This window comes from Burkholderia glumae LMG 2196 = ATCC 33617, from assembly GCF_000960995.1.
In the GTDB taxonomy this organism is placed as follows: Bacteria; Pseudomonadota; Gammaproteobacteria; order Burkholderiales; family Burkholderiaceae; genus Burkholderia; species Burkholderia glumae.
Map to the genome: position 1 here is coordinate 1,735,149 of NZ_CP009434.1, position 19,973 is coordinate 1,755,121.

Here is a 19,973-nt window from a genome sequence, read left to right on the forward strand (position 1 = left end):
GAGGCGAGATGGACATCCTGGACACTGAACAGGTCGACGAAGCCGCATTCCAGCAGCGCATCGACGACGGCCGCAAGATCGAGCCGCAGGACCCCATGCCGGCCGCCTACCGCCGCACGCTGATGCGCCAGATGGCCCAGCACGCGCACTCGGAATACGTCGGCATGCTGCCCGAGGGCGGCTGGATCGCACGCGCCCCCACGCTGCACCGCAAGTGCATCCTGCTCGCCAAGGTGCAGGACGAGGCCGGCCACGCCCAGTACCTCTACAGCGCGATGGAGACGCTCGGCATCTCGCGCGCGCAGGCTTACCAGCAGCTGCTCGAGGGCCGGGCGAAGTACCTGAACATCTTCAACTATCCGGCGCTGAGCTGGGCCGACGTGGGCATGATCGGCTGGCTGACCGACGGTGCGGCGATCGTCAACCAGGTGCCGCTGTCGCGCTGCTCCTACGGGCCGTATGCGCGCGCCATGGTGCGGATCTGCCAGGAGGAGAGCTTTCACCACCGGCAGGGCTTCGACCTGGTGATGAAGCTCGCGCAGGGCACGCCGGCGCAGCGCCAGATGGCGCAGGACGCGCTGAACCGCTGGTGGTGGCCGACGCTGATGGTGTTCGGCCCGCCCGATGCCGATTCGCCGCACTCGGCGCGCTCGATGAAGTGGGGCATCAAGCTCTATTCCAACGACGCGCTGCGCCAGAAATTCATCGATCAGACCGTGCCGCAGGTGCATTACCTCGGCCTGGAAGTGCCGGACGATCAGTTGCGCTTCAACGAGGAGACCGGCCACTACGAGACCGGGCCGATCGACTGGGACGAGTTCGAGCGCGTGATCAACGGCGGCGGGCTTTGCAACCGTGCCCGCATCGAGGCGCGCAACAAGGCCTGGGACGACGGCGCCTGGGTGCGCGAGGCGGCTGCCGCCTATGCCGCCCGTCAGGAAATTGCGGAGGCCGCGCATGGCTGACTGGAAACTCTGGGAAGTGTTCGCGCGCAGCCAGAACGGCCTGGCGCACCGCCATGTGGGCAGCGTGCAGGCTGCCGACGCGCAGATGGCGCTGCAACACGCGCGCGACGTCTACACGCGCCGCGGCGAGGGCGTGAGCCTGTGGCTGGTGGCCTCGGAGCATCTCGTGACGAGCGATCCGGACGACAAGGCCGCCTGGTTCGCCTCGTCCCAGGACAAGGCGTACCGCCACGCCACGTTCTTTCAGGTACCGGAAGGAGTGCAGAACCTGTGAAGACCCACAACGGATTCGACATGGGGCTGGCCGACTACGTGCTGCGCCTCGGCGACAACTGCCTGATCCTGTCGCAGCGACTGTGCGCCTGGTGCGGCCACGGCCCGACGCTCGAGGAGGACCTCGCGCTGTCCAACGTCGCGCTCGACTATCTGGGCCAGGCGCGGCTCTGGCTCGGCTATGCCGGCAGCCTGCACCCGGTGGCGTGCGGCGAGGACGAGCTGGCCTTCCTGCGCGAGGCGCACGAGTTCCGCAACGTGCTGCTGGTGGAGCAGCCGAACCAGGACTTCGCCGACCTGCAGATGCGGCTGTTCCTGTTCGACAGCTGGTACGCGCTGGTGCTGGCCGCACTCGCGCATTCGCAGGACGCGCAGATCGCGGCTATCGCGGCGAAGTCGGCCAAGGAGAACGCCTATCACCTGCGGCGCAGCAGCCACTGGATCGTGCGGCTGGCGGGCGGCACCGAGCTGAGCCGCGCCAAGCTGCTGCGCGCGCTCGACGGGTGCTGGGAATTCACCGGCGAGCTGTTCGAGATGGACGAACTCGACCGGGCGATGCTCGAGTGCGGCATCGGCTGCAATCTTACGGATCTGCAAATCAAGTGGCAGTCCTACGTGAAGGAGGTGTTCGGCGAGGCCGGCATCTCGCTGCCCGCGGGTGCGTTGCGCAAGCAGTCGGGCAAGCGCGGCGAGCACTCCGAGCACCTGGTCTGGCTGCTGATGGAGATGCAGTACCTGCAACGCGCGCATCCGGGGGCGCAATGGTGAGCGTGCTCGACGCAGGCCAAGTCCGTCCCGACGTCGAACGGATCTGGGAATGGATCGCACGCGTGCCGGACCCGGAGATGCCGTTCATCTCGGTGGTCGATCTCGGCATCGTGCGCGAGGTGGGCTGGGTGGCCGACGTGCTGCGCGTGGTGGTGACGCCCACCTACAGCGGCTGCCCGGCGAAGCTGCCGATCGAGGAGGCGATCCGTTGCGCGCTCAACGATCAAGGCATCGATCGCGTGACGATCGAGAACCGCCTCGCGCCGCCCTGGACCACCGAGTGGATCACGCCCGCCGGCAAGGCCAAGCTCGCCGCCGCCGGCATCGCGCCGCCGCTGCCGGTGGGCGAGGGCTGGCAGCCGCTGCGCTTCGTGCCGCCCGCGCCGCCGTGTCCGCACTGCGGCTCGTGCGCGACGCGCATGACGAGCGAGTTCGGCGGCACGCTCTGCAAGTCGATGTATGTCTGTGACGATTGTTTGAATCCGTTCGAGCACTTCAAGTGCATCTGACGCGCAAGGCAAAAAGGAGCCATTCATGTCGCAGTTCTTTCCGCTGACGATCTCGGCCGTGTATCCCGAGACGCGCGATGCCACCGTGCTGGAGTTCGCCGTGCCGGAAACCCTGGCCTCGCGCTTCTCGCACCGCCAGGGCCAGCACCTGACGCTGCGCGCGACGATCGGCGGCCAGGACGTGCGCCGCGCCTATTCGCTCTGCAATGCGGTGGGCGCGCCGCTGCGGGTGGCCATCAAGAAGGTGGAGGGCGGGGTGTTCTCGGGCTGGGCCCAGGCCAACCTGCGTGCCGGCCAGCAGATCGAGGTGATGCCGCCGTCGGGCAATTTCTACGTGCCGCTCGCGGCCGACCGTGCGTGCCATTACGCGGGCTTCGCAAGCGGCAGCGGCATCACGCCGATGCTGTCGATCCTCAAGACCACGCTGCAGGAGGAGCCGGCGAGCCGCTTCACGCTCGTCTACGGCAACCGCAACGTCGGCTCGACGATGTTCCGCGAGGAACTGGCGGACCTGAAGGACCGCCACGCGTCGCGGCTGTCGCTGATCTACGTGTTCAGCGGCGAGGCGCAGGAAGTCGAGCTGTGCAACGGGCGCCTCACCCACGAGCGCGTGCAGGGGCTGCTGCGCAGCTGGCTGCCGGCGGCCTCGATCGATTACGCGTTCGTCTGCGGCCCGGCCCAGATGATGGACGAGGTCTGCTGCGCGCTGGAGGACAGCGGCGTGCCGACGCCGCGCATCAAGCGCGAATACTTCCAGCCGGCCGGCGCGCCGGCCGCGGTCGTGCAGCGGCCGGCCGGCGCGGCCGAGGCCGGCAAGCGCATGACGCTGATCGTGGACGGCGCCACGCGCCAGGTGGAATGGACCGGCTCGGCCGCCACGATCCTCGACGAGGCGCTCGCCGCCGGCATCGACCTGCGCTACTCGTGCAAGGGCGGGGTGTGCGCGACCTGCCGTTGTCGCGTGGTCGAGGGCGCGGTGGAGATGGACGCGCAATACGCGCTCGACGCCGACGAACTGGCCCAGGGCTACGTGCTCGGCTGCCGCGCGCGCCCGAGCACGCCGAACCTCGTGCTCGAGTTCGACTGAGCTGGAACGAGCGGGCTGCGCCGTCTGCCCGCATTGCCGCGCGCCGCGTTGGCGCGCCTCCCGGACCCGAATCCCACTACACGGACAAGCATGCAAGCCAGCAAAACCCTGTCGCGAACCGAGCAGTGGCTGTTCTGCCTCGCCACCGGCTTCTCAGTAGCCGCGGTGGTCTACCAGCAATCGATGACGGAGGCGATCGCCGCCGGCTTCCAGGTGCCGGCCGGCCTGTTGTCACGGCTGTCGGTGGCCACCCAGCTCGGCTACGGCCTCGGCCTCGTGCTCGGCCTGCCGCTCGGCGACCTGGTCGCCCCGCGGCGGCTCGTGCCCGGCGTGGTCGGCGCGCTCGGCCTGGTGGTGGCGGCCGAAGCGGCGGCGCCCTCGCTCGAGGTGCTGACCGTGCTGTGCCTGCTCGCCGGCATGCTGTCGATCGGCGGCCAGTTGCTGATCGCCTACTGCGCGAAGGCGTTCGCGCCCGAGCAGCGCAACCGCGTGGTGGGCGGCATGATGTCCGCGCTGTTCGGCGGCCTGCTCTGCGCGCGCGTGCTGTCCGGCTGGGGCGCGGAGCACATCGGCTGGCGCCACGTGTATCTGCTCGCGGGCGGCCTCACGCTGTCGTGGGCGGCGGGCCTCGCGCGCGTGCTCGGCCCGGTGCCGATGGGCACGCCGCCGCGCTACGGCCAGATGCTGCGCCGCCAGCTCGGGCTGTGGCGCGGCTACCCCGAGCTGCGCCGGCTCGCGCTGGTGGCCGCCTGCTTCTTCGCCGCTTCCAACGGCATCTGGGCCAACGTGGTCTCGCTCGCGCACGCCACGCTCAACTGGAGTGCGGGCCAGACCGGGCTGCTGGCCTGCACCTCGATCGTCGCGCTGCGCGCGCCGCAGCTCGCGCGCCGGCTGCAGCGCCACCTGCACTGGACCGGCGTGATCGCGCTGTTCGGTGTGGTGCTAGCCGCCGTCTCGCTGGCCGGCTTCGCGATCGGCACGCACGTGGCGATGATCGTCGTCTTCTTCATCGGCTGCGACCTTTGCATCCGTTCGGTCCACGTGATCTCGCAGGGCCGTGTGCTGAGCCTCGATCCCGGCGCGGCTTCGCGCCTGAGCAGCCTGTTCATGACCGTCTTCTTCACCGGCGCCGCGCTCGGCTCGTGGCTCGGCGGCATCGTCGCGCGCCACTACGGCTGGCCGGGAATGTTCCTGTTCCCGCTGCTGTGCGCCGGCACCGGCGTCGCGCTGCTGCGCAGCGGCGAGGTGAGGTTCAGTCCGGCCTGAGGCGGCAGCCGGATTTTCATTGGGGCGCGGCCTCGTGCGGATTCGCGCGGCGTCTCGCCGGCAACGATGCAGTGTTTATTTCTTCAACAGAGGCAGATATGGAAATTTTGATGGAAGTCGATCGCAGCAAATCCGCGCAGCAAAAGCCCCACGGTCTCGTCAGCGAGATCTGGGCAGGCTGGCTGCAGGAGCAGGATTTGCAGCGACTGGTGGAGCACCCGCTGCTGATCGCGCTCGCGAGCGGCGAGGCGAGTCCCGAGACGCTGAAAACGTTCCTGGCCCAGCACAGCCACTACTCGCGCCATTTCACGCGCTACCTCTGCGCGCTGATCGGCCAGCTCGGCGACAGCGAGAGCATCCGCGCGCTGCTCGAGAACCTGCAGGAGGAAATGGGCGTGGACGGCGATGGCCAGATGACGCATGCCGAGATGTTCCAGCGCACGCTGCGCGTGGTGGGCGTGGTGCCGGCCGACCACGAGCCGCTGCCGGCCACGCTGCAGCTCAGGAACACCATGATGGCCCACTGCAAGTCGAGCGATCCGCTGGCGGGCCTCGCCGCGATGTGCCTCGGCGCCGAGGCGATCGTGCCGGTGATCTATCAGCCCGTGCTGCTCGCGCTGCAAAAGTCCGGCCACACCGAGGAGGCCACCGAATTCTTCCGCTTGCACATCGAGGAAGACGAGGACCACGCGCTGACCATGCTGGCCCTCATGCGCCAGCTGACCAACCACGAGCCGGAGCGTTTCGAGTTCGCGGTGCGCGTGGGGCGCGAGCTGATCGCACGCCGCGTCGAGATGTTCGACGCGGTCTGGCAGGCCTGCCAGCAATACGAGGCGGCCACGCAAGAGGACGGCGCTGCGGCCTGAGCCGGGCAGCGCATGAGTCAGCGGCCGGCCGTTCCCCGCGAAGGCCCGCCCAGTGATCAGCGGAACAGGTTTAAGAACGGGACTGAGATGTCAACTTTACGCGAACCCTGGCATCCGACGACTTGGCAGTCGATGCCGCAACAGCAGTTGCCTCACTACGTGAACGGCGCCGCGCTCGGGGCCACGCTCTCGCGCATCAGCAGCTACCCGCCGCTCGTCGCGATCGGCGAGATCCGCCGGCTGCGCTCCTGGCTGGCCAACGTCGCGCACGGCCGCGGCTTCGTGCTGCAGGGCGGCGACTGCGCAGAAACGTTTGCCGATTTCCGGCAAGACGTGATCCGGCGCCACTACCGCCTGCTCGAACGCATGGCGCAGACCATCGGCGAAGCGTCGAGGCTGCCCGTCGTGCGCATCGGCCGGATCGCCGGCCAGTACGCGAAGCCGCGCAGCAAGCCGGAAGAAGAACGCGGCGGCCGGTCGCTGCCGAGCTATCGCGGCGACATCATCAACGACGCCGCGTTCGACGCCGGGGCACGCGAGCACGACCCGGACCGCATGGAAGCCGCGTATTTCCGCGCCGCCGGCAGCCTCAATTATCTGCGCGGTCTCGACGACACCGGCATGTTCGGCACCGGCGGCAGCTACTTTTCCAGCCACGAGGCGCTGCTGCTGCCCTACGAGCAGAGCATGGTGGAGTGCGACGAGCTCGGCAACTGGTATTGCTGCTCGGGCCACTTCCTCTGGATCGGCGAGCGCACGCGCCAGATCGACGGCGCGCACGTGGAATTCCTGCGCGGCGTGCGCAACCCGATCGGCCTGAAGCTCGGCGCCGGCATCGGCCACGACGATCTGCTGCGGCTGATCGACGTGCTGAACCCGCTCAACGAGGCCGGGCGCCTGACGCTGATTCCGCGCATGGGCGCGGGCAAGATCGACCGGCTCGCCGCGCTGCTCGAGACGGTGCGCCGCGAGGGCCGCGAGGTGGGCTGGATGTCCGATCCGATGCACGGCAACGGCACCCAGACCCGCACCGGCATCAAGACGCGCCACTATGCCGACATCGTCGCCGAGCTCGACGGCTTCTTCGCGGCGCATCGCGCGGCCGGCACGCATCCGTCCGGCGTGCATCTGGAGCTGACGGGGCTGGACGTGACCGAGTGCATCGGCGGGGCCAGCGTGCCGGGCGAGTCCGACCTCGAACGCGCCTATCTCAGCAGCTGCGATCCGCGCCTGAACGCGGACCAGGCGCTGTCGCTGGCCGGGCATCTGGCCGGCCTGCTGGCCGCGCATCGCCTGTCGCGCAGCCACGGCGAGCGCGCCGAAGCCGGTGCCGGCGCGGCCGAGGCGGCCGACGAGGAAGCCGACCGCTACGACCTGGAGCGCAGCGTATGAGCGACGTCAATCTCGCTGCCGCGCTGCTGTTCAACAAGCGCCACCTCGACAAGCCGGCCTACATCGGCCCCGACTTCGCGCTCAGCTATGCCGAACTCGATCGCGCGGTACGGCGCCAGGCCGCCTGGATGACGATGCAGGAAGTCGCGCCCGGCGAGCGCATCGTGATCGCGCTCGACGACGGCCCGGACCTCGCGGTGATCTTCTTCGCCTCGCTCGCGGTGGGCGCGCTGCCCGTGGTGGTGAGTTCGAAGCTCGACACGGCGCCGCTGCGTCACATCCTCGGCGATGCCGAGCCGCTGATGGTGTATGGCAAGGCGGTGCAGGCCGACACGATTCGCGCCGCGATCGACGGCCTGGCCACGCGCCCGCAGGCGTTTCTGCTGGAGGCCGGCTGGTATCGCACGCTGCTCGCACGGCGCGTCGGGGCGCCGCGTGCGCCGGCCGCGGCCCTCGCCGGCGACGCGTTCGACGAGTCGTCCGACGAGGCATTGGAGGAGGCCGCGGAGCAGGAATGGGACGCCGCGGTCCTGCGTGATCGCCACGCGCCGGCGCTGATCCAGTACACCTCGGGCACCACCGGGCTCGCGAAGGGCGTGACGCACAGTGCCGCGTCGGTGCTGGCCTGCTGCGCCGCCGTGACGGGCCAGCTGGGCCTGAGCGCCGACGACGTGCTCTATTCGGTGCCGAAGTCGTTCTTCGGCTTCGGCATGGGCAACAGCCTGTTCTTCCCGCTCCATCTCGGCGCGAGCGCCGTGCTCGACGCGGCCTGGCCGAACGCCGCGCAGGTGGAGGCGAACCTGCGACGCTTCCGGCCCACGGTGCTGTTCGCCGTGCCGACCCTGTACCGGATGCTGCTCGACAACGGCTTCGGCCCCGACGATTCCCCGCTGCGGCTGGCGTTCTCGGCCGGCGCGCCGCTTGCCGGCAACACCGGCGCGCGCTGGCGCGAGCGCTTCGGTTTCGATCTGCACGACGGCATCGGTGCGACCGAACTCTGCCACGTGTTCGCGACCAGCTACCCGGATTCGCTGCGCCGGGGCAGCCTCGGCCGGCTGCTGGCGGGCTGCGAGGCGCGCATCGTCGACGAGGCCGGGCACGAGGTCCGGCCCGGCGAGACCGGCGTGCTGGTGGTGAAGTCGCCGGCCGTCTCGCCCGGCTACTGGCGACGCCCGCAGGACGACGCGGCGCGCTTTCACGGCGGCTGGTACCGCACCGGCGACCTGTTCAGCCGCGACGCGGACGGCTTCCTCTATTTCCACGGCCGCGAGGACGATCGCTTCAAGGTGTTCGGGCGCTGGGTGGTGCCGGCCGAGATCGAGGCGCTGCTGGTGGCGCATGCGCCGCAACTCGGCGACTGCTTCGTGGTGCCGGGCCGCGAGCCGAATGGCGAGGACCGCCCGGTGCTGTGCCTGCATGGTCAACACGGCGGGCACGCGGCACGGCAGGTGCTGGCCGTGCTGCACCGGCTCGACGGCTACAAGCGGCCGGTCAGGCTGCTGCCGGTCGACGAACTGCCGCTCACGCCGAACGGCAAGCCCAACCGCCGCGCGCTCGCCCAGCTGGCGAGCCGCGCGCTGCAAGACGGGACGGGCATCAATCTAGTGGAGGAATCAACATGTTGAGCCAGGATGAGTTTACGCGGTACGGCGAGGCGGGGTTCAACCTCGTGCCGCTCTGGAAGGTGCTGCCGCTGCCCGAGCGGCTCGATCCGCTGGACGTCTATCGCGCGCTCGCGAACCGGCGCGACGACTACCTGTTCGAGACCGGCGAGTGGGAGAACGCGGCGTTTACGCGCCACTACTCGACCATCGGCCTGCCCTGCGGCGAGCGCATCGAGCTGGACGAGGATGCGATCCGCCATCTGCGCCACGGCCGCGTGCAGAGCGAGCAGCGCACCGACGATCCGCTCGCCGCGCTGCGCCGCCTGCAGGAAGGCTTTCGCGTGCCGCACTTCGACAGCCTGCCGCCGTTCTCGGGCGGCCTGTTCGGCTACTTCGGCTTCGAGACCACGCGTCTGATCGAGCCGCGCCTGCGCCGCACGGCGCGCAAGCCCTCGGGCCTGCAGGTCCCCGACGTGGTGCAGCTGGTGAGCCGCGAGCTGGTGGTGATCGACCATCGCCGCCGCCAGCTGTTCTGCATCGTTCACGAGGATCCGTCCGAGGCCGGCAGCCACGCGCGCGGCCTGGCACGGCTGGAGGCGATGGCCGCGCAGTTGGGCGCGATCGCCCCGGCGCGCGCGCGCGAGCCCGGCACCACCCGGGGCCTCGCCGTCGACGCGAGCCGGCTGTCGTTCGGCTTCGCGCGCGAAGCCTACGAAGGCGCCGTCGACCGCATCAAGGACTACATCGCCGCCGGCGAAGTGATGCAGGTGGTGCTCGCGCAGCGCATGAGCCGCCCGCTCGCCTGCGATGCCATCGCGCTCTACCGCGCGCTCGGCGATCTCGCGCAGACGCCGTACCGCTACCTGGTCAACCTCGGCGAATGCGCGATCGTGGGCGCCTCGCCCGAGATGCTGGTGCAGCAGCGCGGCGACATCGTCACGAGCCGTCCGATGGCCGGCACGCGCCGCCGCACCCAGGACGATGCCGAGGACGCGCGCCTGAAGCAGGAACTGCTGGCCGATCCGAAGGAGATCGCCGAGCACATGATGCTGGTCGATCTCGCGCGCAACGACGTGGGCCGTCTGGCCGTGCCCGGCGGCGTGCAGGTGGACGAGCTGCTGACGGTCGAATATTTCTCGCACGTCATGCACATCGTCTCGACCGTCACCGGCAAGCTGCCCGGGCAGGTCCACGGGATCGACGTGCTGCGCAGCACGTTCCCGGCCGGCACGCTGAGCGGCGCCTCGAAGGTGCGTGCGCTGGAAGTGATCGCCGAGCTCGAGCCGCACTCGCGCGGCATCTACGGCGGCGCGGTCGGCTATCTCGACTGGCGCGGCCAGGCCGAGCTGGCCATCACGATTCGCACCGGCGTGCTGCAGGGCGGGCTGCTGCACGTGCAGTCGGGCGCCGGCGTGGTGAAGGACTCGGTGGCCGAGCGCGAGTGGCAGGAAACCATGGACAAGAGCCGCATGATGCTGCTGGCGGCCGAGCTGGCGGAACGCCAGAGCGAAACGGCGCGCTCCGGCGCGGCGCAACAGGAGGCAACGGCATGCATCTGATGATCGACAACTACGACTCGTTCACCTACAACGTGGTCCAGTATCTCTGCACGCTCGGCGCGCAGGTCGAGGTGAGGCGCAACGACCAGATCACGGTGGAGGAGATCGAGGCACTCGCGCCGCAATCGGTGATCGTCTCCCCCGGGCCGTGCTCGCCCGCCGAGGCCGGCGTCTCGATCGCCGCGCTGCGCCATTTCGCCGGCCGCCTGCCGCTGCTCGGCATCTGCCTGGGCCACCAGTGCATCGCCGCCGCGTTCGGCGGCAAGGTGCGCCGTGCCGAGGTGTTCCACGGCAAGGCCTCGCCGATGCGCCACGACGGCTCCGAGCTGTTCGCGGGCCTGCCGGAGACGTTCAAGGTCGGCCGCTACCACTCGCTGGTGGTGGACGATCTCCCGCCCGAACTGGTGGTGACCGCGCGCATCGCGCACGAGGACGGCACGGCCGGCGAGATCATGGCGATGCAGCACCGCGAGCTGCCGATCTACGGCCTGCAGTTCCACCCCGAATCGGTGCTGACCGAACATGGCTTCAGCATGCTGGCCAACTACCTGCGCGTCGTCGAGCAGCATGCCGCGAGTGCGGCTGCCGCCGTCGCCTGACCCGTACCACGCAAGGACTTCGCAATGAGCGCGGCAAGCTTCGAAAAAGACTATCTGATTCGTTTTTCCCACTGCGATCCGGCCGGCATCGTCTATTTCCCGCAGTACCTGGTGCTGACCAACTGGGCGCTCGAGGACTTCTTCAACGAAGGGCTGAAGGTGGACTTCGCGGGCCTGATCGAGCGGCGCCTGGGCATTCCGATCGTGAAGCTGCAGACCGAGTTCGTCCGGGCCTCGCGGCAGGGCGAGGTGCTGACGCTGCGCATCGAGGTGACGCGGCTCGGCGAGCGCTCGCTCACGGCCACCTTCACGGGCCGCGTCGGCGACGAGGTGCGCCTGCGCAGCGAGCAGGTGTTCGTGATGATCTCGCTCGACAAGGTGGCCTCGATGCCGTTTCCGGACGACATCCGCGCGGCGCTGCGGCGCTACCTGCCGGCGGCCGAGGAGGTGACGGCATGATCCAGCTCTTGCAACCGCCGCAGTGGGTGCGCCCGCGCGGCTACGCGAACGGCGTGGCCGCGAAGGGGCGCCTGGTGTTCACCTCGGGCCAGCTCGGCTGGGACGCGCAGGAGAAGCTGGCCGGCGAGCGTTACGCCGACCAGGCGATCCAGGCGCTGAAGAACATCGTGGCGGTGCTGGCCGAGGCCGGCGCGAAGCCCGAGCATCTGGTGCGTCTGACCTGGTACGTAGCGGACCGCGAGGCCTATTTCGCCGAAGCGAAGGAGGTGGGCCGCGCGTACCGCGAGCTGATCGGGCATTTCCCGCCGATGAGCGCGTTCCAGGTGGCCGCGCTGATGGTGGAGGGCGCCAAGGTGCAGATCGAGGCCACCGCGGTGATTCCCGACTGACGCGGCGCGCGCGGCCGAGATCGCGGCCGGCGCGGCCTTGCCCGCGTTATGACCACGGCTGATATCCGTATCGCTTTTGCTTCGTTGTCATGCGCCGGGCGCGGCCGTAAATTGGCGTTTTCGTTTCGCCGGAATCGTAGAACGTGAGCGTGTCGGCCCTGCTAGCCTGTTCTCCTTGCGTGCCGCCCGCGGCCGCCCAGCCGCCCGAGCGCGGGTTCGACATCGTGCCGTTCGACGGCCCGCTCGGCGCCGAAGTGGTCGGGCTCGATCTCTCGCAGCCGCTCGGCGAGGCGGCGTTCGCGCGCATCCATCGCGCCCATCTCGATCACCACTTGCTGGTGTTTCGCGAGCAGCGCATCACGCCCGAGCAGCAGGTGGCCTTCAGCCGCCGCTTCGGCCCGCTGCAGACCCACGTGCTGCACCAGTTCGCGCTGCCCGGGCATCCCGAGGTGCTGATCGTGTCGAACATCGTCGAGAACGGCAAGCCGATCGGCCTCGGCGACGCGGGCCACTTCTGGCATTCGGACCTGTCCTACAAGGAGAAGCCGAGCCTCGGCTCGCTGCTGCACGCGCAGGAACTGCCCACCGAGGGCGGCGACACGCTGTTCGCCAACATGCACCTGGCCTGGGAGACGCTGCCCGAGGCGCTCAAGCAAGCCGTGCGCGGGCGCCGCGCCGAGCACACCTATCTGGCGCGCTATGCCGAGCTGCAGGCACGCAGCCCGTGGCGGCCGAACCTGAGTGCGGAGCAGCTCGCGCAGGTGAAGGCGGTGCAGCAGCCGATCGTGCGCACCCATCCGGAAACGGGCCGCCGCGCCCTGTTCGTCAGCGAGCATTTCACGACGCGCATCGTCGGCCTGCCCGAGGACGAGAGCCGCGCGCTGCTCGACGAGCTGTTCGCGCACAGCGTGCGCGACGAGTTCGTCTATCGCCACCGGTGGCGCGAGCACGACCTGGTGTTCTGGGACAACCGCTCGCTGATGCATCTGGCGGCCGGCACGCCCGACCATCTGCGCCGCAAGCTGTATCGCACCACGATCGAGGGCGACGTGCCCGTCTGAGGCGGCCGCCGGCGGCGCCGCTCGCCGCCGGCGGTTCGCGCTCGGCAGCCGGCGCGCCGCTGCCGCACGCGCGGCTGCCGCCGTTGCCGTCCCGCCGTTTTCCGCGCGCTCCGTTTGCGCTTCCTTCAGCCGTCGAGAGGTTGCCGATGCCGTTTCCGTTCCGCGCCTTGCTCGCGCGCACCACGCTTCACGCGCGCCGCGCCGGCGCCGCGCTCGTCGCCGCTACGGCGGCCGCCGGCGGCCTCGGCGCTGCGGCGCCCGCCCATGCCGAGGGCAGGATCCGGATCGCCGAGCAGTTCGGCGTCGTCTACCTGATGCTGAACGTGGCGCGCGACCAGCACCTGATCGAGCAGGAAGGCAAGAAGGCAGGCATCGGCATCCAGGTGGACTGGGTCAAGCTGTCGGGCGGCGCGGCCGTCAACGATGCGCTGCTGTCGGGCGCGATCGACGTCGCCGGTGCCGGCACCGGCCCGCTGCTGACGGTCTGGGACCGCACGCGCGGACACCAGGACGTGAAGGGCGTGGCCTCGCTCGGCAACCTGCCGTACCAGCTCGTGAGCAACGATCCGGCCGTGAAGACGATCGCCGATTTCAGCGCGAGGGACCGCATCGCGGTGCCGGCGGTGGGCGTGTCGGTGCAGTCGCGCCTGCTGCAGTACGCCGCCGCGAAGCAGTGGGGCGACAAGTCGTTCGACCGGCTCGACAAGCTCACGCAGGCGATTCCGCACCCCGACGCGGCCGCCGCGATCCTCGCCAACAGCAGCGTGATCACCGCCCACTTCGGCAATCCGCCGTTCCAGCAGCAGGAGCTGGCCGGCAACCCGAAGGCGCACGTCGTGCTGAATTCCTACGACGTGCTCGGCGGCCCGAGTTCGGCCACGGTGCTGTACGCGACCTCGAAGTTCCGCGACGCGAACCCGAAGACCTATCGCGCCTTCGTGGCGGCGCTGGCCGACGCGGCGAAACTGATCGCGGCCGATCCCGAGCGCGCGGCCGACATCTACCTTCGCGTGAACCAGTCGAAGATCGATCGCGCGCTGCTGCTGAAGATCCTGCGCGACCCGCAGGTGCAGTTCAAGACGGCGCCGCAGAACACGCTCGGCCTCGCGCAGTTCATGTATCGCGTGGGCGCGATTCGCCACCAGCCGAAATCGGTCCACGACTATTTCTTCGACGATCCGGCCACGCAGGGCGGCAGCTGAGCGCCGCGCTTATCGGCGCGCCGCATTTGGATAGCGGCAATGATTGGTTGGGATCGCCCCTGCGCGCCGGTATGTTGATGTTTTGTCCGTCGCATCGTCGAGGTGAGCATGAATCTGTCGAATGCCTGGCCGGCGCCGCGCGCCGCGCGTACCGCCAACGGCGCCGAACCGGCGGCAGCTGCGCTCGGCCGCCCTCGCGCCGGTGCGCAGCCGGCGGCGGCGTGCGTGCCGGCGGTGCCGCTTTTGGCCGTCGATCGCGTCACGCTCGAATACCGCAGCGGCGAGCGTATCGTGCGCGCCACGCAGCGCGTGAGCTTCGAGGTCGATCAAGGCGACCGCTTCGTGCTGCTCGGGCCGTCCGGTTGCGGGAAATCGACCTTGCTGAAGGCGGTGGCCGGCTTCGTCGAACCGGCAGCGGGCGAGATCGCGCTGGACGGCCGGCGCATCGCCGGGCCGGGCCCGGACCGCGTGGCCGTGTTCCAGGAGTTCGACCAGCTGCCGCCGTGGAAGACGGTGCTCGAGAACGTCGCGTTTCCGCTGCGTGTGGCGCGCCGGCTGCCGCGGGCCGAAGCCGGCGAGCGCGCGCGGCACTACCTCGACAAGGTCGGGCTCGCGGCCTTCGCAAGCGCCTATCCGCATACGCTGTCGGGCGGCATGAAGCAGCGCGTCGCGCTCGCGCGCGCGCTCGCCATGCAGCCGCGCGTGCTGCTGATGGACGAGCCGTTCGCCGCGCTCGACGCGCTCACGCGCCGCAAGATGCAGGAGGAGCTGCTGCGGCTCTGGGACGACGCGCGCTTCACGCTGCTGTTCGTCACGCATTCGATCGAGGAGGCGCTGGTGGTCGGCAATCGCATCCTGCTGCTGTCGCCGCATCCGGGCCGCGTGCGGGCCGAACTGGACAGCGCGCGTTTCGCGCTCGACAGCATCGGCAGCGACGATTTCCAGCACAGCGTCGCGCGCATCCACCGCCTGTTGTTCGACCCGCCCGAGGCGGCCGGCGCCGTCACCGCATCTGCCCCGGGGGGCCGCGCATGAGCACGCTTCACCCGCCGGCCGTGGCCGCGCCGCGCGCCGAATACGAACGCGCGCTCGAACCGGCCGAGGCCGGCCGCGAGGCCGCGCGCGCCTCGCTGGCCTCGCGCGTGGCCGGCTCGGGCGCGGTTCGCCGTGCGCTGATCGCGCTGCTGCTGATCGCGGCCTGGGAGGGCGTCGCACGGCTGGTCGACAATGACCTGCTGGTGCCGACCTTCGTCGCCACGCTGCGCGCGTTCGCGGGCGGCATCGCCAGCGGCGAGCTGCTGGTCAAGACCGGCATCTCGCTGTCGGTGCTGCTGCGCGGCTACGCGATCGGCGCCGTGCTCGCGTTCGCGCTGACCTCGGTGGCCGTCTCGACGCGCGTCGGCCGCGACCTGCTGGCGATGCTGACCGCGATGTTCAACCCGCTGCCCTCGATCGCGCTGCTGCCGATCGCGCTGCTCTGGTTCGGGCTCGGCACCGGCAGCCTGCTGTTCGTGCTGGTTCATTCGGTGCTGTGGCCGCTCGCGCTGAACATGTACACCGGCTTCCTGGGCGTGCCGGCCACGCTGCGCATGGCCGGCCGCAACTATGGCCTGCGCGGGTTGCGCTTGGTCTGGCTGATCCTGGTGCCGGCCGCGCTGCCGTCGATCCTGTCGGGGCTGCGGGTGGGCTGGGCCTTCGCCTGGCGCACGCTGATCGCGGCCGAACTCGTGTTCGGCGCGAGCGCGGGGCAGGGCGGCCTCGGCTGGTACATCTTCCAGAACCGCAACGAGCTCTACACCGACCGCGTGTTCGCGGGCCTCGCCGCGGTGATCGTGATCGGGCTGCTGGTGGAGCACCTGGTATTCGACACGCTCGAACGCCTGACGGTGCGCCGCTGGCACGCCTAGGCCGCCGGCGCGCGGCCGGCCCCGCCGGATCGGGACGGGCATGCGCGGTCGCGCCGGCTGTGATAGATTTTCGCCGCGACGCGCCTCGGCGCGTCGCGAACGTTCTCAGGGCGGGGCGAAATTCCCCACCGGCGGTAATCATGCTCCGCGCATGTAGCCCGCGAACAGCTCGCCTCGGGTGCGCCCGACGCGATGCCTGCCGACCCGGTGCGATTCCGGGGCCGACGGTCATAGTCCGGATGAGAGAGAGCGGGGTTTTTCCGCACGCGCAAGGCGTGCGGCGCGGCCCTGTGCGCCCATTCAACTCGTACACAGGACCTTGTCGATGACTCAGATTTCCCCAGCCTCCCCGGCATTCCCGCGCCGTATCGCGTTCGTCCAGTCGTGCTGGCACAAGGACATCGTGGATCAGTGCAAGACCGCGTTCATGGCCGCGCTTGCCGAGGCCGGCATCGCCGGCACCGAGATCGACTGCTTCGAGGTGGCGGGCGCGTTCGAGATTCCGCTGCATGCGAAGCTGCTGGCCAAGACCGGCCGGTACGCCGCGGTGGCCTGCGCGGGGCTGGTGGTGGACGGCGGCATCTACCGGCACGAGTTCGTCGCGCAGGCGGTGATCTCGGGGCTGATGCAGGTGCAGCTCGAAACCGGCACCGTGGTGCTGAGCGCCGTGCTCACGCCGCATCATTTCCATCACGGCTCGCACGAGCACGCCAGATTCTTCCACGAGCATTTCGTCGTGAAGGGCGCCGAACTCGCGCATGCCTGCGCCGACACGATCGCGAAGGTGGCGAAGCTGCATGCCAGCGCAGGCGGCGCGACCGGCGCCGGGGTGCTGCAGGCGGCCTGAGGTTCGAGCGGCGCCGCCCGTGCCGCCCGCATCGCGTTCCGGGCGCGGGCGGCGGGGTGCCCGCGCTCAGCGCTCCGGGCGGCTCGGTTGCAGCGGCGCCGAGCGCTGGCGCAGCAGCCAGGCCACGCCGAGCGCGGCGAGCCAGGCCAGGCCCACGTACAGCGCGACGCGGGTCTCGGCGAACCAGCCGATCACCGTCACCACGAACAGCATGAACGCGATCGCGAGCGCCGGCCCCACCGGCCAGAGCGGGACGCGAAACCTCAGCGCCGCGACCTCGTCGCGCGTGAGGCGCCGGCGCATGGCCATCTGCGAGAGCAGGATCATCAGCCAGACCCAGACCGTCGCGAAGGTGGCGATCGCGGCCACGGTCTGGAACACGTCCTTCGGCATCAGGTAGTTCAGCAGCACGCCCACCAGCAGCGCGGCCGTCATCACGAGCACCGTCACGTAGGGCACGCCGTGCCGCGAGGTGGCCGCGAAGCTGGGCGAGGCCTGGCCCTGGCGCGCCATGCCGTACATCATGCGGCCCGCGCCGAAGATGTCGCTGTTGATCGCCGAGATCGCGGCGCTGATCACCACCAGGTTCAGGATCGTGGCGGCCGAGCGCACGCCGAGCGCCGAGAAGATCGTCACGAACGGGCTGCCGCTCGTGCCGATGCCGGTCCACGGGAAGATCGACATCAGCACCACCATGGTCAGCACGTAGAACAGCAGGATGCGCATCGGCACGGTGTTGATCGCGCGCGGCAGCACGCGCTCGGGATGCTTGGCCTCGCCCGCGCTCATGCCGATCACCTCGATGCCGCCGTAGGCGAAGATCACCACCGCCAGCGATTCGATCAGGCCGCTCACCCCGTGGGGCAGGAAGCCGCCGTGCGACCAGAGGTTCGACAGCGCCGGCGCGTCATGCTGCGCGCTCAGCCGCATGCCGGCCAGCAGGATCACGACGCCGCCCGCGATCATCGCGCCGATCGCCACGACCTTGACGATCGAGAGCCAGAATTCGAGCTCGCCGAACACCTTCACGTGGCAGAGGTTGAGCCCGCAGAGGATCGTGACGATCGCGAGCACCCAGATCCACTGCGGCACGCCGGGAAACCAGAAGCCCATGTAGATGCCGAACGCCGTGACGTCGGCGATCGCGACGATCACCATCTCCAGCGTGTAGGTCCAGCCGGTGATGAAGCCCGCGAACGGGCCGAGATTGTCGGTGGCGTACTGGCCGAACGAACCGGACACGGGATCGCGCACGGCCATTTCGCCGAGCGCGCGCATGACCATGTAGACGGCCGCGCCGCCGATCATGTAAGCGAGGATCACGGCGGGGCCGGCGAGCTGTATCGCCGAGGCCGAGCCGTAGAAGAGGCCGGTGCCGATTGCCGAGCCGAGGGCGAGAAAACGGATGTGACGCGCGCCGAGGTGGCGCTGCAGATGCTTCATCAAGACTCCGGAGTGGGTGTCGCGGGGAGGCCTCGGGGCGAGCGCGCCCGAGCTTGTCTAGACAGGTTCGGACGGCCACCCATCTTACCAACGCAGGCGGTGCCGTGTGCGCTCAAAATGACGCGTCACGGAGAGGGCGAGCCCCGTTCCGCGATCGCGCACGGCCCGGCGAAACGACCCTGCGCTGCGCTGGATCAACGAGCCGGTCGCGGATTTGCGCGCATCGGGACGCGCACGCGTGAGCCGCCTGTCCGAACAGCCTGCGATACGGCCCATCGTCGAACCATTCCGGCACCAACCGGGCGGGCCGTCCACGGCTGCGCGCAAAGGCACGGCGTGTCCGGGTCGCGCCTGCGGCGCCGGCCATCGCGGTTTTTCGGCGTTCCCGCCACGCGCGGCCGGCTTGCCCCGCCGGTTCGCCCGATTTTCCGGGTCATTGCGGTTGAGAATCGTTCGCAATCACGTATCATCGCGACTTCGTCGTGCGCGAGTGCGCGATGCGGTGCCGGTGCCGGCCCGCTCGGCCGCGCGCGGCCGGTAGCCCGATTGAGAGGGAGAAAGCAGTGAAAGCCCGTTTCACCCCGTTCGCCGCGCGCGCGGCGCTTGCGGCATGAGCGCCCTGTCGGACCGCTGGCGGCGCCTCGGGCCGCTGCTGTCACAGATCGTCTGCGCGATCCTGGGCGGCTATGCGCTATGCGCTAGGCGCGCTGGCCAGCGTCGGCGCGATCGCGCTGCCGATCGAGCGCTCGCAGGCGGTGCTCACCGGCATGCTGGTCAGCTTCCTGTTCTACGCGGGCGCGGTGATCTGGGTGTTCCTCGCGCGCACCGCGCGGCGCGCCTGGATCGAGCTGCTGTGGATCGCGGCGGGCTTGCTGGCGCTGCTGCCGGTGCTCAACGCGCTGACCACCGACCGGCCGCTCTGGCGCAGCGTGGCCGACGGCGACTGGGTGTACGCGGGCTTCGATCTGATGATGTGGGCGTTCGCGGCGCTGCACGCGCTGCTGGCGATCGGCACCGGCCGCCATCGGGCGCGGCCGCGTCGGGCCGGCCGGGCCGGCGGCGCGGCGCACGTGCCGCCGGCGCTGCCTGGCCGGGGCGAGGGGCGGCGCTGAGATGGGCCTGCTGAGCTTGACGGTATGCGTGGCCGCGTTCGCCTGCCTCGCGCTGGCGATGGAGCGGCATCAGCGGGCCGTGGCCGCGCGTGGCTGGGCGCTCGGGCTGGTGGCCTACGGCGGCATGACGAGCCTCGCGGCCGGCATCGTGATGGCCGCGCTGATCGTGCGCGAGCGCTGCGCTGAATCGCGGCGAGGCGCGGCACCGGCCCGGCGCCAACCATGCGATGATGTGCGCCGATTCCCCCGAGACAGGCCATGACGACTGCATTCGACGAGACAACGAGGGCGGCGATCGCCGCGTTCGCCCAGCTGGACTATCCTACCGCCGCCCAGGCGATGCGCGCCGAGGCCGACTACGACAGCGAACGGGACCGGTGGATCTCGCGCTACATCGACGAGCACGGCGGCGGCGCGGACGATGCCGAATACGACGCCTTGCACGCGGAAGCGCAGACCACGCCGGAATACGCGCAGTTCCTCGATGGCGTGCGCCGGGAAATCCTCGACTACTTCGGCGTGACCGACGACCAGCTGGACTGGGTGATGGTGCTGCGCGAAGACGACAGCGAGGCGCTCTGGGCCGAGGTCAACCGGCAGCGCAGCGCGCTCGGCACCGGCGAGGTGCGCGGCGACCTGTGAGCGTGGCCCGCGCCCGGCGGGCA

22 protein-coding genes and 1 riboswitch are annotated in these 19,973 nt (G+C 70.1%); of the genes, 21 read left to right on the forward strand and 1 reads right to left on the reverse strand.

The window, feature by feature from the left end; translation table 11 throughout:
• The first annotated feature begins 8 nt into the window (after window positions 1–8).
• The 18 genes from paaA (at window position 9) to KS03_RS08520 (ending at window position 16,753) form a co-directional block, all read left to right on the forward strand.
• Complete coding sequence (paaA, locus tag KS03_RS08435; RefSeq protein ID WP_012733930.1) at window positions 9–965, forward strand: 1,2-phenylacetyl-CoA epoxidase subunit PaaA; 957 nt, start codon at window positions 9–11, stop codon at window positions 963–965.
• Window positions 958–1,239, forward strand: a complete 282-nt coding sequence (gene paaB, locus KS03_RS08440; RefSeq protein ID WP_012733929.1) for a 1,2-phenylacetyl-CoA epoxidase subunit PaaB — start codon at window positions 958–960, stop codon at window positions 1,237–1,239. Before paaA ends, paaB begins: the two co-directional genes overlap by 8 nt.
• Window positions 1,236–2,006 (forward strand): 1,2-phenylacetyl-CoA epoxidase subunit PaaC, encoded by a 771-nt coding sequence (gene paaC, locus KS03_RS08445; RefSeq protein ID WP_012733928.1) that lies wholly within the window; start codon window positions 1,236–1,238, stop codon window positions 2,004–2,006. The genes paaB and paaC overlap by 4 nt, the downstream gene beginning before the upstream one ends.
• Complete coding sequence (gene paaD / locus KS03_RS08450; protein WP_012733927.1) at window positions 2,000–2,515, forward strand: 1,2-phenylacetyl-CoA epoxidase subunit PaaD; 516 nt, start codon at window positions 2,000–2,002, stop codon at window positions 2,513–2,515. The genes paaC and paaD overlap by 7 nt, the downstream gene beginning before the upstream one ends.
• A gap of 25 nt (window positions 2,516–2,540) precedes the next feature.
• Window positions 2,541–3,602: a 2Fe-2S iron-sulfur cluster-binding protein gene (locus KS03_RS08455; RefSeq protein WP_012733926.1), complete on the forward strand. Its 1,062-nt coding sequence runs from the start codon at window positions 2,541–2,543 to the stop codon at window positions 3,600–3,602.
• A 90-nt stretch (window positions 3,603–3,692) separates the two neighbouring features.
• Window positions 3,693–4,868: an MFS transporter gene (locus tag KS03_RS08460; protein ID WP_012733925.1), complete on the forward strand. Its 1,176-nt coding sequence runs from the start codon at window positions 3,693–3,695 to the stop codon at window positions 4,866–4,868.
• Between the two features lie 110 nt (window positions 4,869–4,978).
• Window positions 4,979–5,734, forward strand: coding sequence for an iron-containing redox enzyme family protein (locus tag KS03_RS08465; protein WP_012733924.1), 756 nt, complete (start codon window positions 4,979–4,981; stop codon window positions 5,732–5,734).
• Between the two features lie 87 nt (window positions 5,735–5,821).
• Window positions 5,822–7,126 carry a 3-deoxy-7-phosphoheptulonate synthase gene (locus KS03_RS08470; RefSeq protein WP_012733923.1) on the forward strand — a complete coding sequence of 435 codons (1,305 nt, stop codon included), beginning with the start codon at window positions 5,822–5,824 and terminating at the stop codon, window positions 7,124–7,126.
• Window positions 7,123–8,751: an AMP-binding protein gene (locus KS03_RS08475; protein ID WP_012733922.1), complete on the forward strand. Its 1,629-nt coding sequence runs from the start codon at window positions 7,123–7,125 to the stop codon at window positions 8,749–8,751. Before KS03_RS08470 ends, KS03_RS08475 begins: the two co-directional genes overlap by 4 nt.
• Window positions 8,745–10,289, forward strand: a complete 1,545-nt coding sequence (locus tag KS03_RS08480; protein ID WP_012733921.1) for an anthranilate synthase component I — start codon at window positions 8,745–8,747, stop codon at window positions 10,287–10,289. The genes KS03_RS08475 and KS03_RS08480 overlap by 7 nt, the downstream gene beginning before the upstream one ends.
• On the forward strand, window positions 10,280–10,888 hold the full coding sequence (locus KS03_RS08485) for an anthranilate synthase component II (protein ID WP_012733920.1): 609 nt from the start codon (window positions 10,280–10,282) through the stop codon (window positions 10,886–10,888). The genes KS03_RS08480 and KS03_RS08485 overlap by 10 nt, the downstream gene beginning before the upstream one ends.
• A 24-nt stretch (window positions 10,889–10,912) precedes the next feature.
• Entirely contained in the window at window positions 10,913–11,347 is a 435-nt protein-coding gene (locus KS03_RS08490) for an acyl-CoA thioesterase (RefSeq protein ID WP_012733919.1), read from the forward strand.
• Window positions 11,344–11,736 (forward strand): RidA family protein, encoded by a 393-nt coding sequence (locus KS03_RS08495; RefSeq protein WP_012733918.1) that lies wholly within the window; start codon window positions 11,344–11,346, stop codon window positions 11,734–11,736. Before KS03_RS08490 ends, KS03_RS08495 begins: the two co-directional genes overlap by 4 nt.
• 158 nt (window positions 11,737–11,894) lie before the next feature.
• The gene (locus KS03_RS08500) at window positions 11,895–12,797 is read left to right on the forward strand and encodes a TauD/TfdA dioxygenase family protein (RefSeq protein ID WP_232252208.1); all 903 of its coding nucleotides are present in this window, start codon (window positions 11,895–11,897) and stop codon (window positions 12,795–12,797) included.
• Between the two features lie 146 nt (window positions 12,798–12,943).
• Entirely contained in the window at window positions 12,944–13,999 is a 1,056-nt protein-coding gene (locus KS03_RS08505; RefSeq protein ID WP_012733916.1) for an ABC transporter substrate-binding protein, read from the forward strand.
• A 108-nt stretch (window positions 14,000–14,107) separates the two neighbouring features.
• On the forward strand, window positions 14,108–15,034 hold the full coding sequence (locus tag KS03_RS08510; RefSeq protein ID WP_012733915.1) for an ABC transporter ATP-binding protein: 927 nt from the start codon (window positions 14,108–14,110) through the stop codon (window positions 15,032–15,034).
• Window positions 15,031–15,906 (forward strand): ABC transporter permease, encoded by an 876-nt coding sequence (locus tag KS03_RS08515; RefSeq protein WP_012733914.1) that lies wholly within the window; start codon window positions 15,031–15,033, stop codon window positions 15,904–15,906. Before KS03_RS08510 ends, KS03_RS08515 begins: the two co-directional genes overlap by 4 nt.
• Window positions 15,907–16,003: 97 nt before the next feature.
• Window positions 16,004–16,161: riboswitch (FMN riboswitch) on the forward strand.
• 70 nt (window positions 16,162–16,231) lie between these two features.
• The gene (locus tag KS03_RS08520) at window positions 16,232–16,753 is read left to right on the forward strand and encodes a 6,7-dimethyl-8-ribityllumazine synthase (protein WP_012733912.1); all 522 of its coding nucleotides are present in this window, start codon (window positions 16,232–16,234) and stop codon (window positions 16,751–16,753) included.
• Between the two features lie 66 nt (window positions 16,754–16,819).
• Here the strand turns inward: KS03_RS08520 and KS03_RS08525 are convergent, their stop codons facing one another.
• The gene (locus KS03_RS08525) at window positions 16,820–18,196 is read right to left on the reverse strand and encodes an amino acid permease (protein WP_012733911.1); all 1,377 of its coding nucleotides are present in this window, start codon (window positions 18,194–18,196) and stop codon (window positions 16,820–16,822) included.
• 686 nt (window positions 18,197–18,882) lie between these two features.
• Between KS03_RS08525 and KS03_RS32430 the strand changes: the two genes are divergently transcribed.
• The 3 genes from KS03_RS32430 to KS03_RS08540 are packed head-to-tail and all read left to right on the forward strand — an operon-like array spanning window position 18,883 to window position 19,950.
• Window positions 18,883–19,308 (forward strand): hypothetical protein, encoded by a 426-nt coding sequence (locus tag KS03_RS32430; RefSeq protein ID WP_012733910.1) that lies wholly within the window; start codon window positions 18,883–18,885, stop codon window positions 19,306–19,308.
• Window position 19,309: 1 nt separating this feature from the next.
• Window positions 19,310–19,570 carry a hypothetical protein gene (locus KS03_RS08535; RefSeq protein WP_012733909.1) on the forward strand — a complete coding sequence of 87 codons (261 nt, stop codon included), beginning with the start codon at window positions 19,310–19,312 and terminating at the stop codon, window positions 19,568–19,570.
• On the forward strand, window positions 19,567–19,950 hold the full coding sequence (locus KS03_RS08540) for a hypothetical protein (protein WP_012733908.1): 384 nt from the start codon (window positions 19,567–19,569) through the stop codon (window positions 19,948–19,950). Before KS03_RS08535 ends, KS03_RS08540 begins: the two co-directional genes overlap by 4 nt.
• The last annotated feature ends 23 nt before the right edge of the window (window positions 19,951–19,973 follow it).

Excerpts from the sequence above, each read along its gene's own strand:
- KS03_RS08475 (WP_012733922.1), top strand. The coding sequence starts at position 7,123 with ATGAGCGACGTCAATCTCGCTGCCGCGCTGCTGTTCAACAAGCGCCAC.
- KS03_RS08480 (WP_012733921.1), top strand. The coding sequence starts at position 8,745 with ATGTTGAGCCAGGATGAGTTTACGCGGTACGGCGAGGCGGGGTTCAAC.
- KS03_RS08485 (WP_012733920.1), top strand. The coding sequence starts at position 10,280 with ATGCATCTGATGATCGACAACTACGACTCGTTCACCTACAACGTGGTC.
- KS03_RS08490 (WP_012733919.1), top strand. The coding sequence starts at position 10,913 with ATGAGCGCGGCAAGCTTCGAAAAAGACTATCTGATTCGTTTTTCCCAC.
- KS03_RS08465 (WP_012733924.1), top strand. The coding sequence starts at position 4,979 with ATGGAAGTCGATCGCAGCAAATCCGCGCAGCAAAAGCCCCACGGTCTC.
- KS03_RS08515 (WP_012733914.1), top strand. The coding sequence starts at position 15,031 with ATGAGCACGCTTCACCCGCCGGCCGTGGCCGCGCCGCGCGCCGAATAC.
- KS03_RS08460 (WP_012733925.1), top strand. The coding sequence starts at position 3,693 with ATGCAAGCCAGCAAAACCCTGTCGCGAACCGAGCAGTGGCTGTTCTGC.
- KS03_RS08510 (WP_012733915.1), top strand. The coding sequence starts at position 14,108 with ATGAATCTGTCGAATGCCTGGCCGGCGCCGCGCGCCGCGCGTACCGCC.
- KS03_RS08470 (WP_012733923.1), top strand. The coding sequence starts at position 5,822 with ATGTCAACTTTACGCGAACCCTGGCATCCGACGACTTGGCAGTCGATG.
- KS03_RS08525 (WP_012733911.1), bottom strand. The coding sequence starts at position 18,196 with ATGAAGCATCTGCAGCGCCACCTCGGCGCGCGTCACATCCGTTTTCTC.
- KS03_RS08495 (WP_012733918.1), top strand. The coding sequence starts at position 11,344 with ATGATCCAGCTCTTGCAACCGCCGCAGTGGGTGCGCCCGCGCGGCTAC.
- KS03_RS08535 (WP_012733909.1), top strand. The coding sequence starts at position 19,310 with ATGGGCCTGCTGAGCTTGACGGTATGCGTGGCCGCGTTCGCCTGCCTC.
- paaD (WP_012733927.1), top strand. The coding sequence starts at position 2,000 with ATGGTGAGCGTGCTCGACGCAGGCCAAGTCCGTCCCGACGTCGAACGG.
- KS03_RS08520 (WP_012733912.1), top strand. The coding sequence starts at position 16,232 with ATGACTCAGATTTCCCCAGCCTCCCCGGCATTCCCGCGCCGTATCGCG.
- paaB (WP_012733929.1), top strand. The coding sequence starts at position 958 with ATGGCTGACTGGAAACTCTGGGAAGTGTTCGCGCGCAGCCAGAACGGC.
- KS03_RS08505 (WP_012733916.1), top strand. The coding sequence starts at position 12,944 with ATGCCGTTTCCGTTCCGCGCCTTGCTCGCGCGCACCACGCTTCACGCG.
- KS03_RS32430 (WP_012733910.1), top strand. The coding sequence starts at position 18,883 with ATGCGCTATGCGCTAGGCGCGCTGGCCAGCGTCGGCGCGATCGCGCTG.
- KS03_RS08540 (WP_012733908.1), top strand. The coding sequence starts at position 19,567 with ATGACGACTGCATTCGACGAGACAACGAGGGCGGCGATCGCCGCGTTC.
- KS03_RS08455 (WP_012733926.1), top strand. The coding sequence starts at position 2,541 with ATGTCGCAGTTCTTTCCGCTGACGATCTCGGCCGTGTATCCCGAGACG.
- paaA (WP_012733930.1), top strand. The coding sequence starts at position 9 with ATGGACATCCTGGACACTGAACAGGTCGACGAAGCCGCATTCCAGCAG.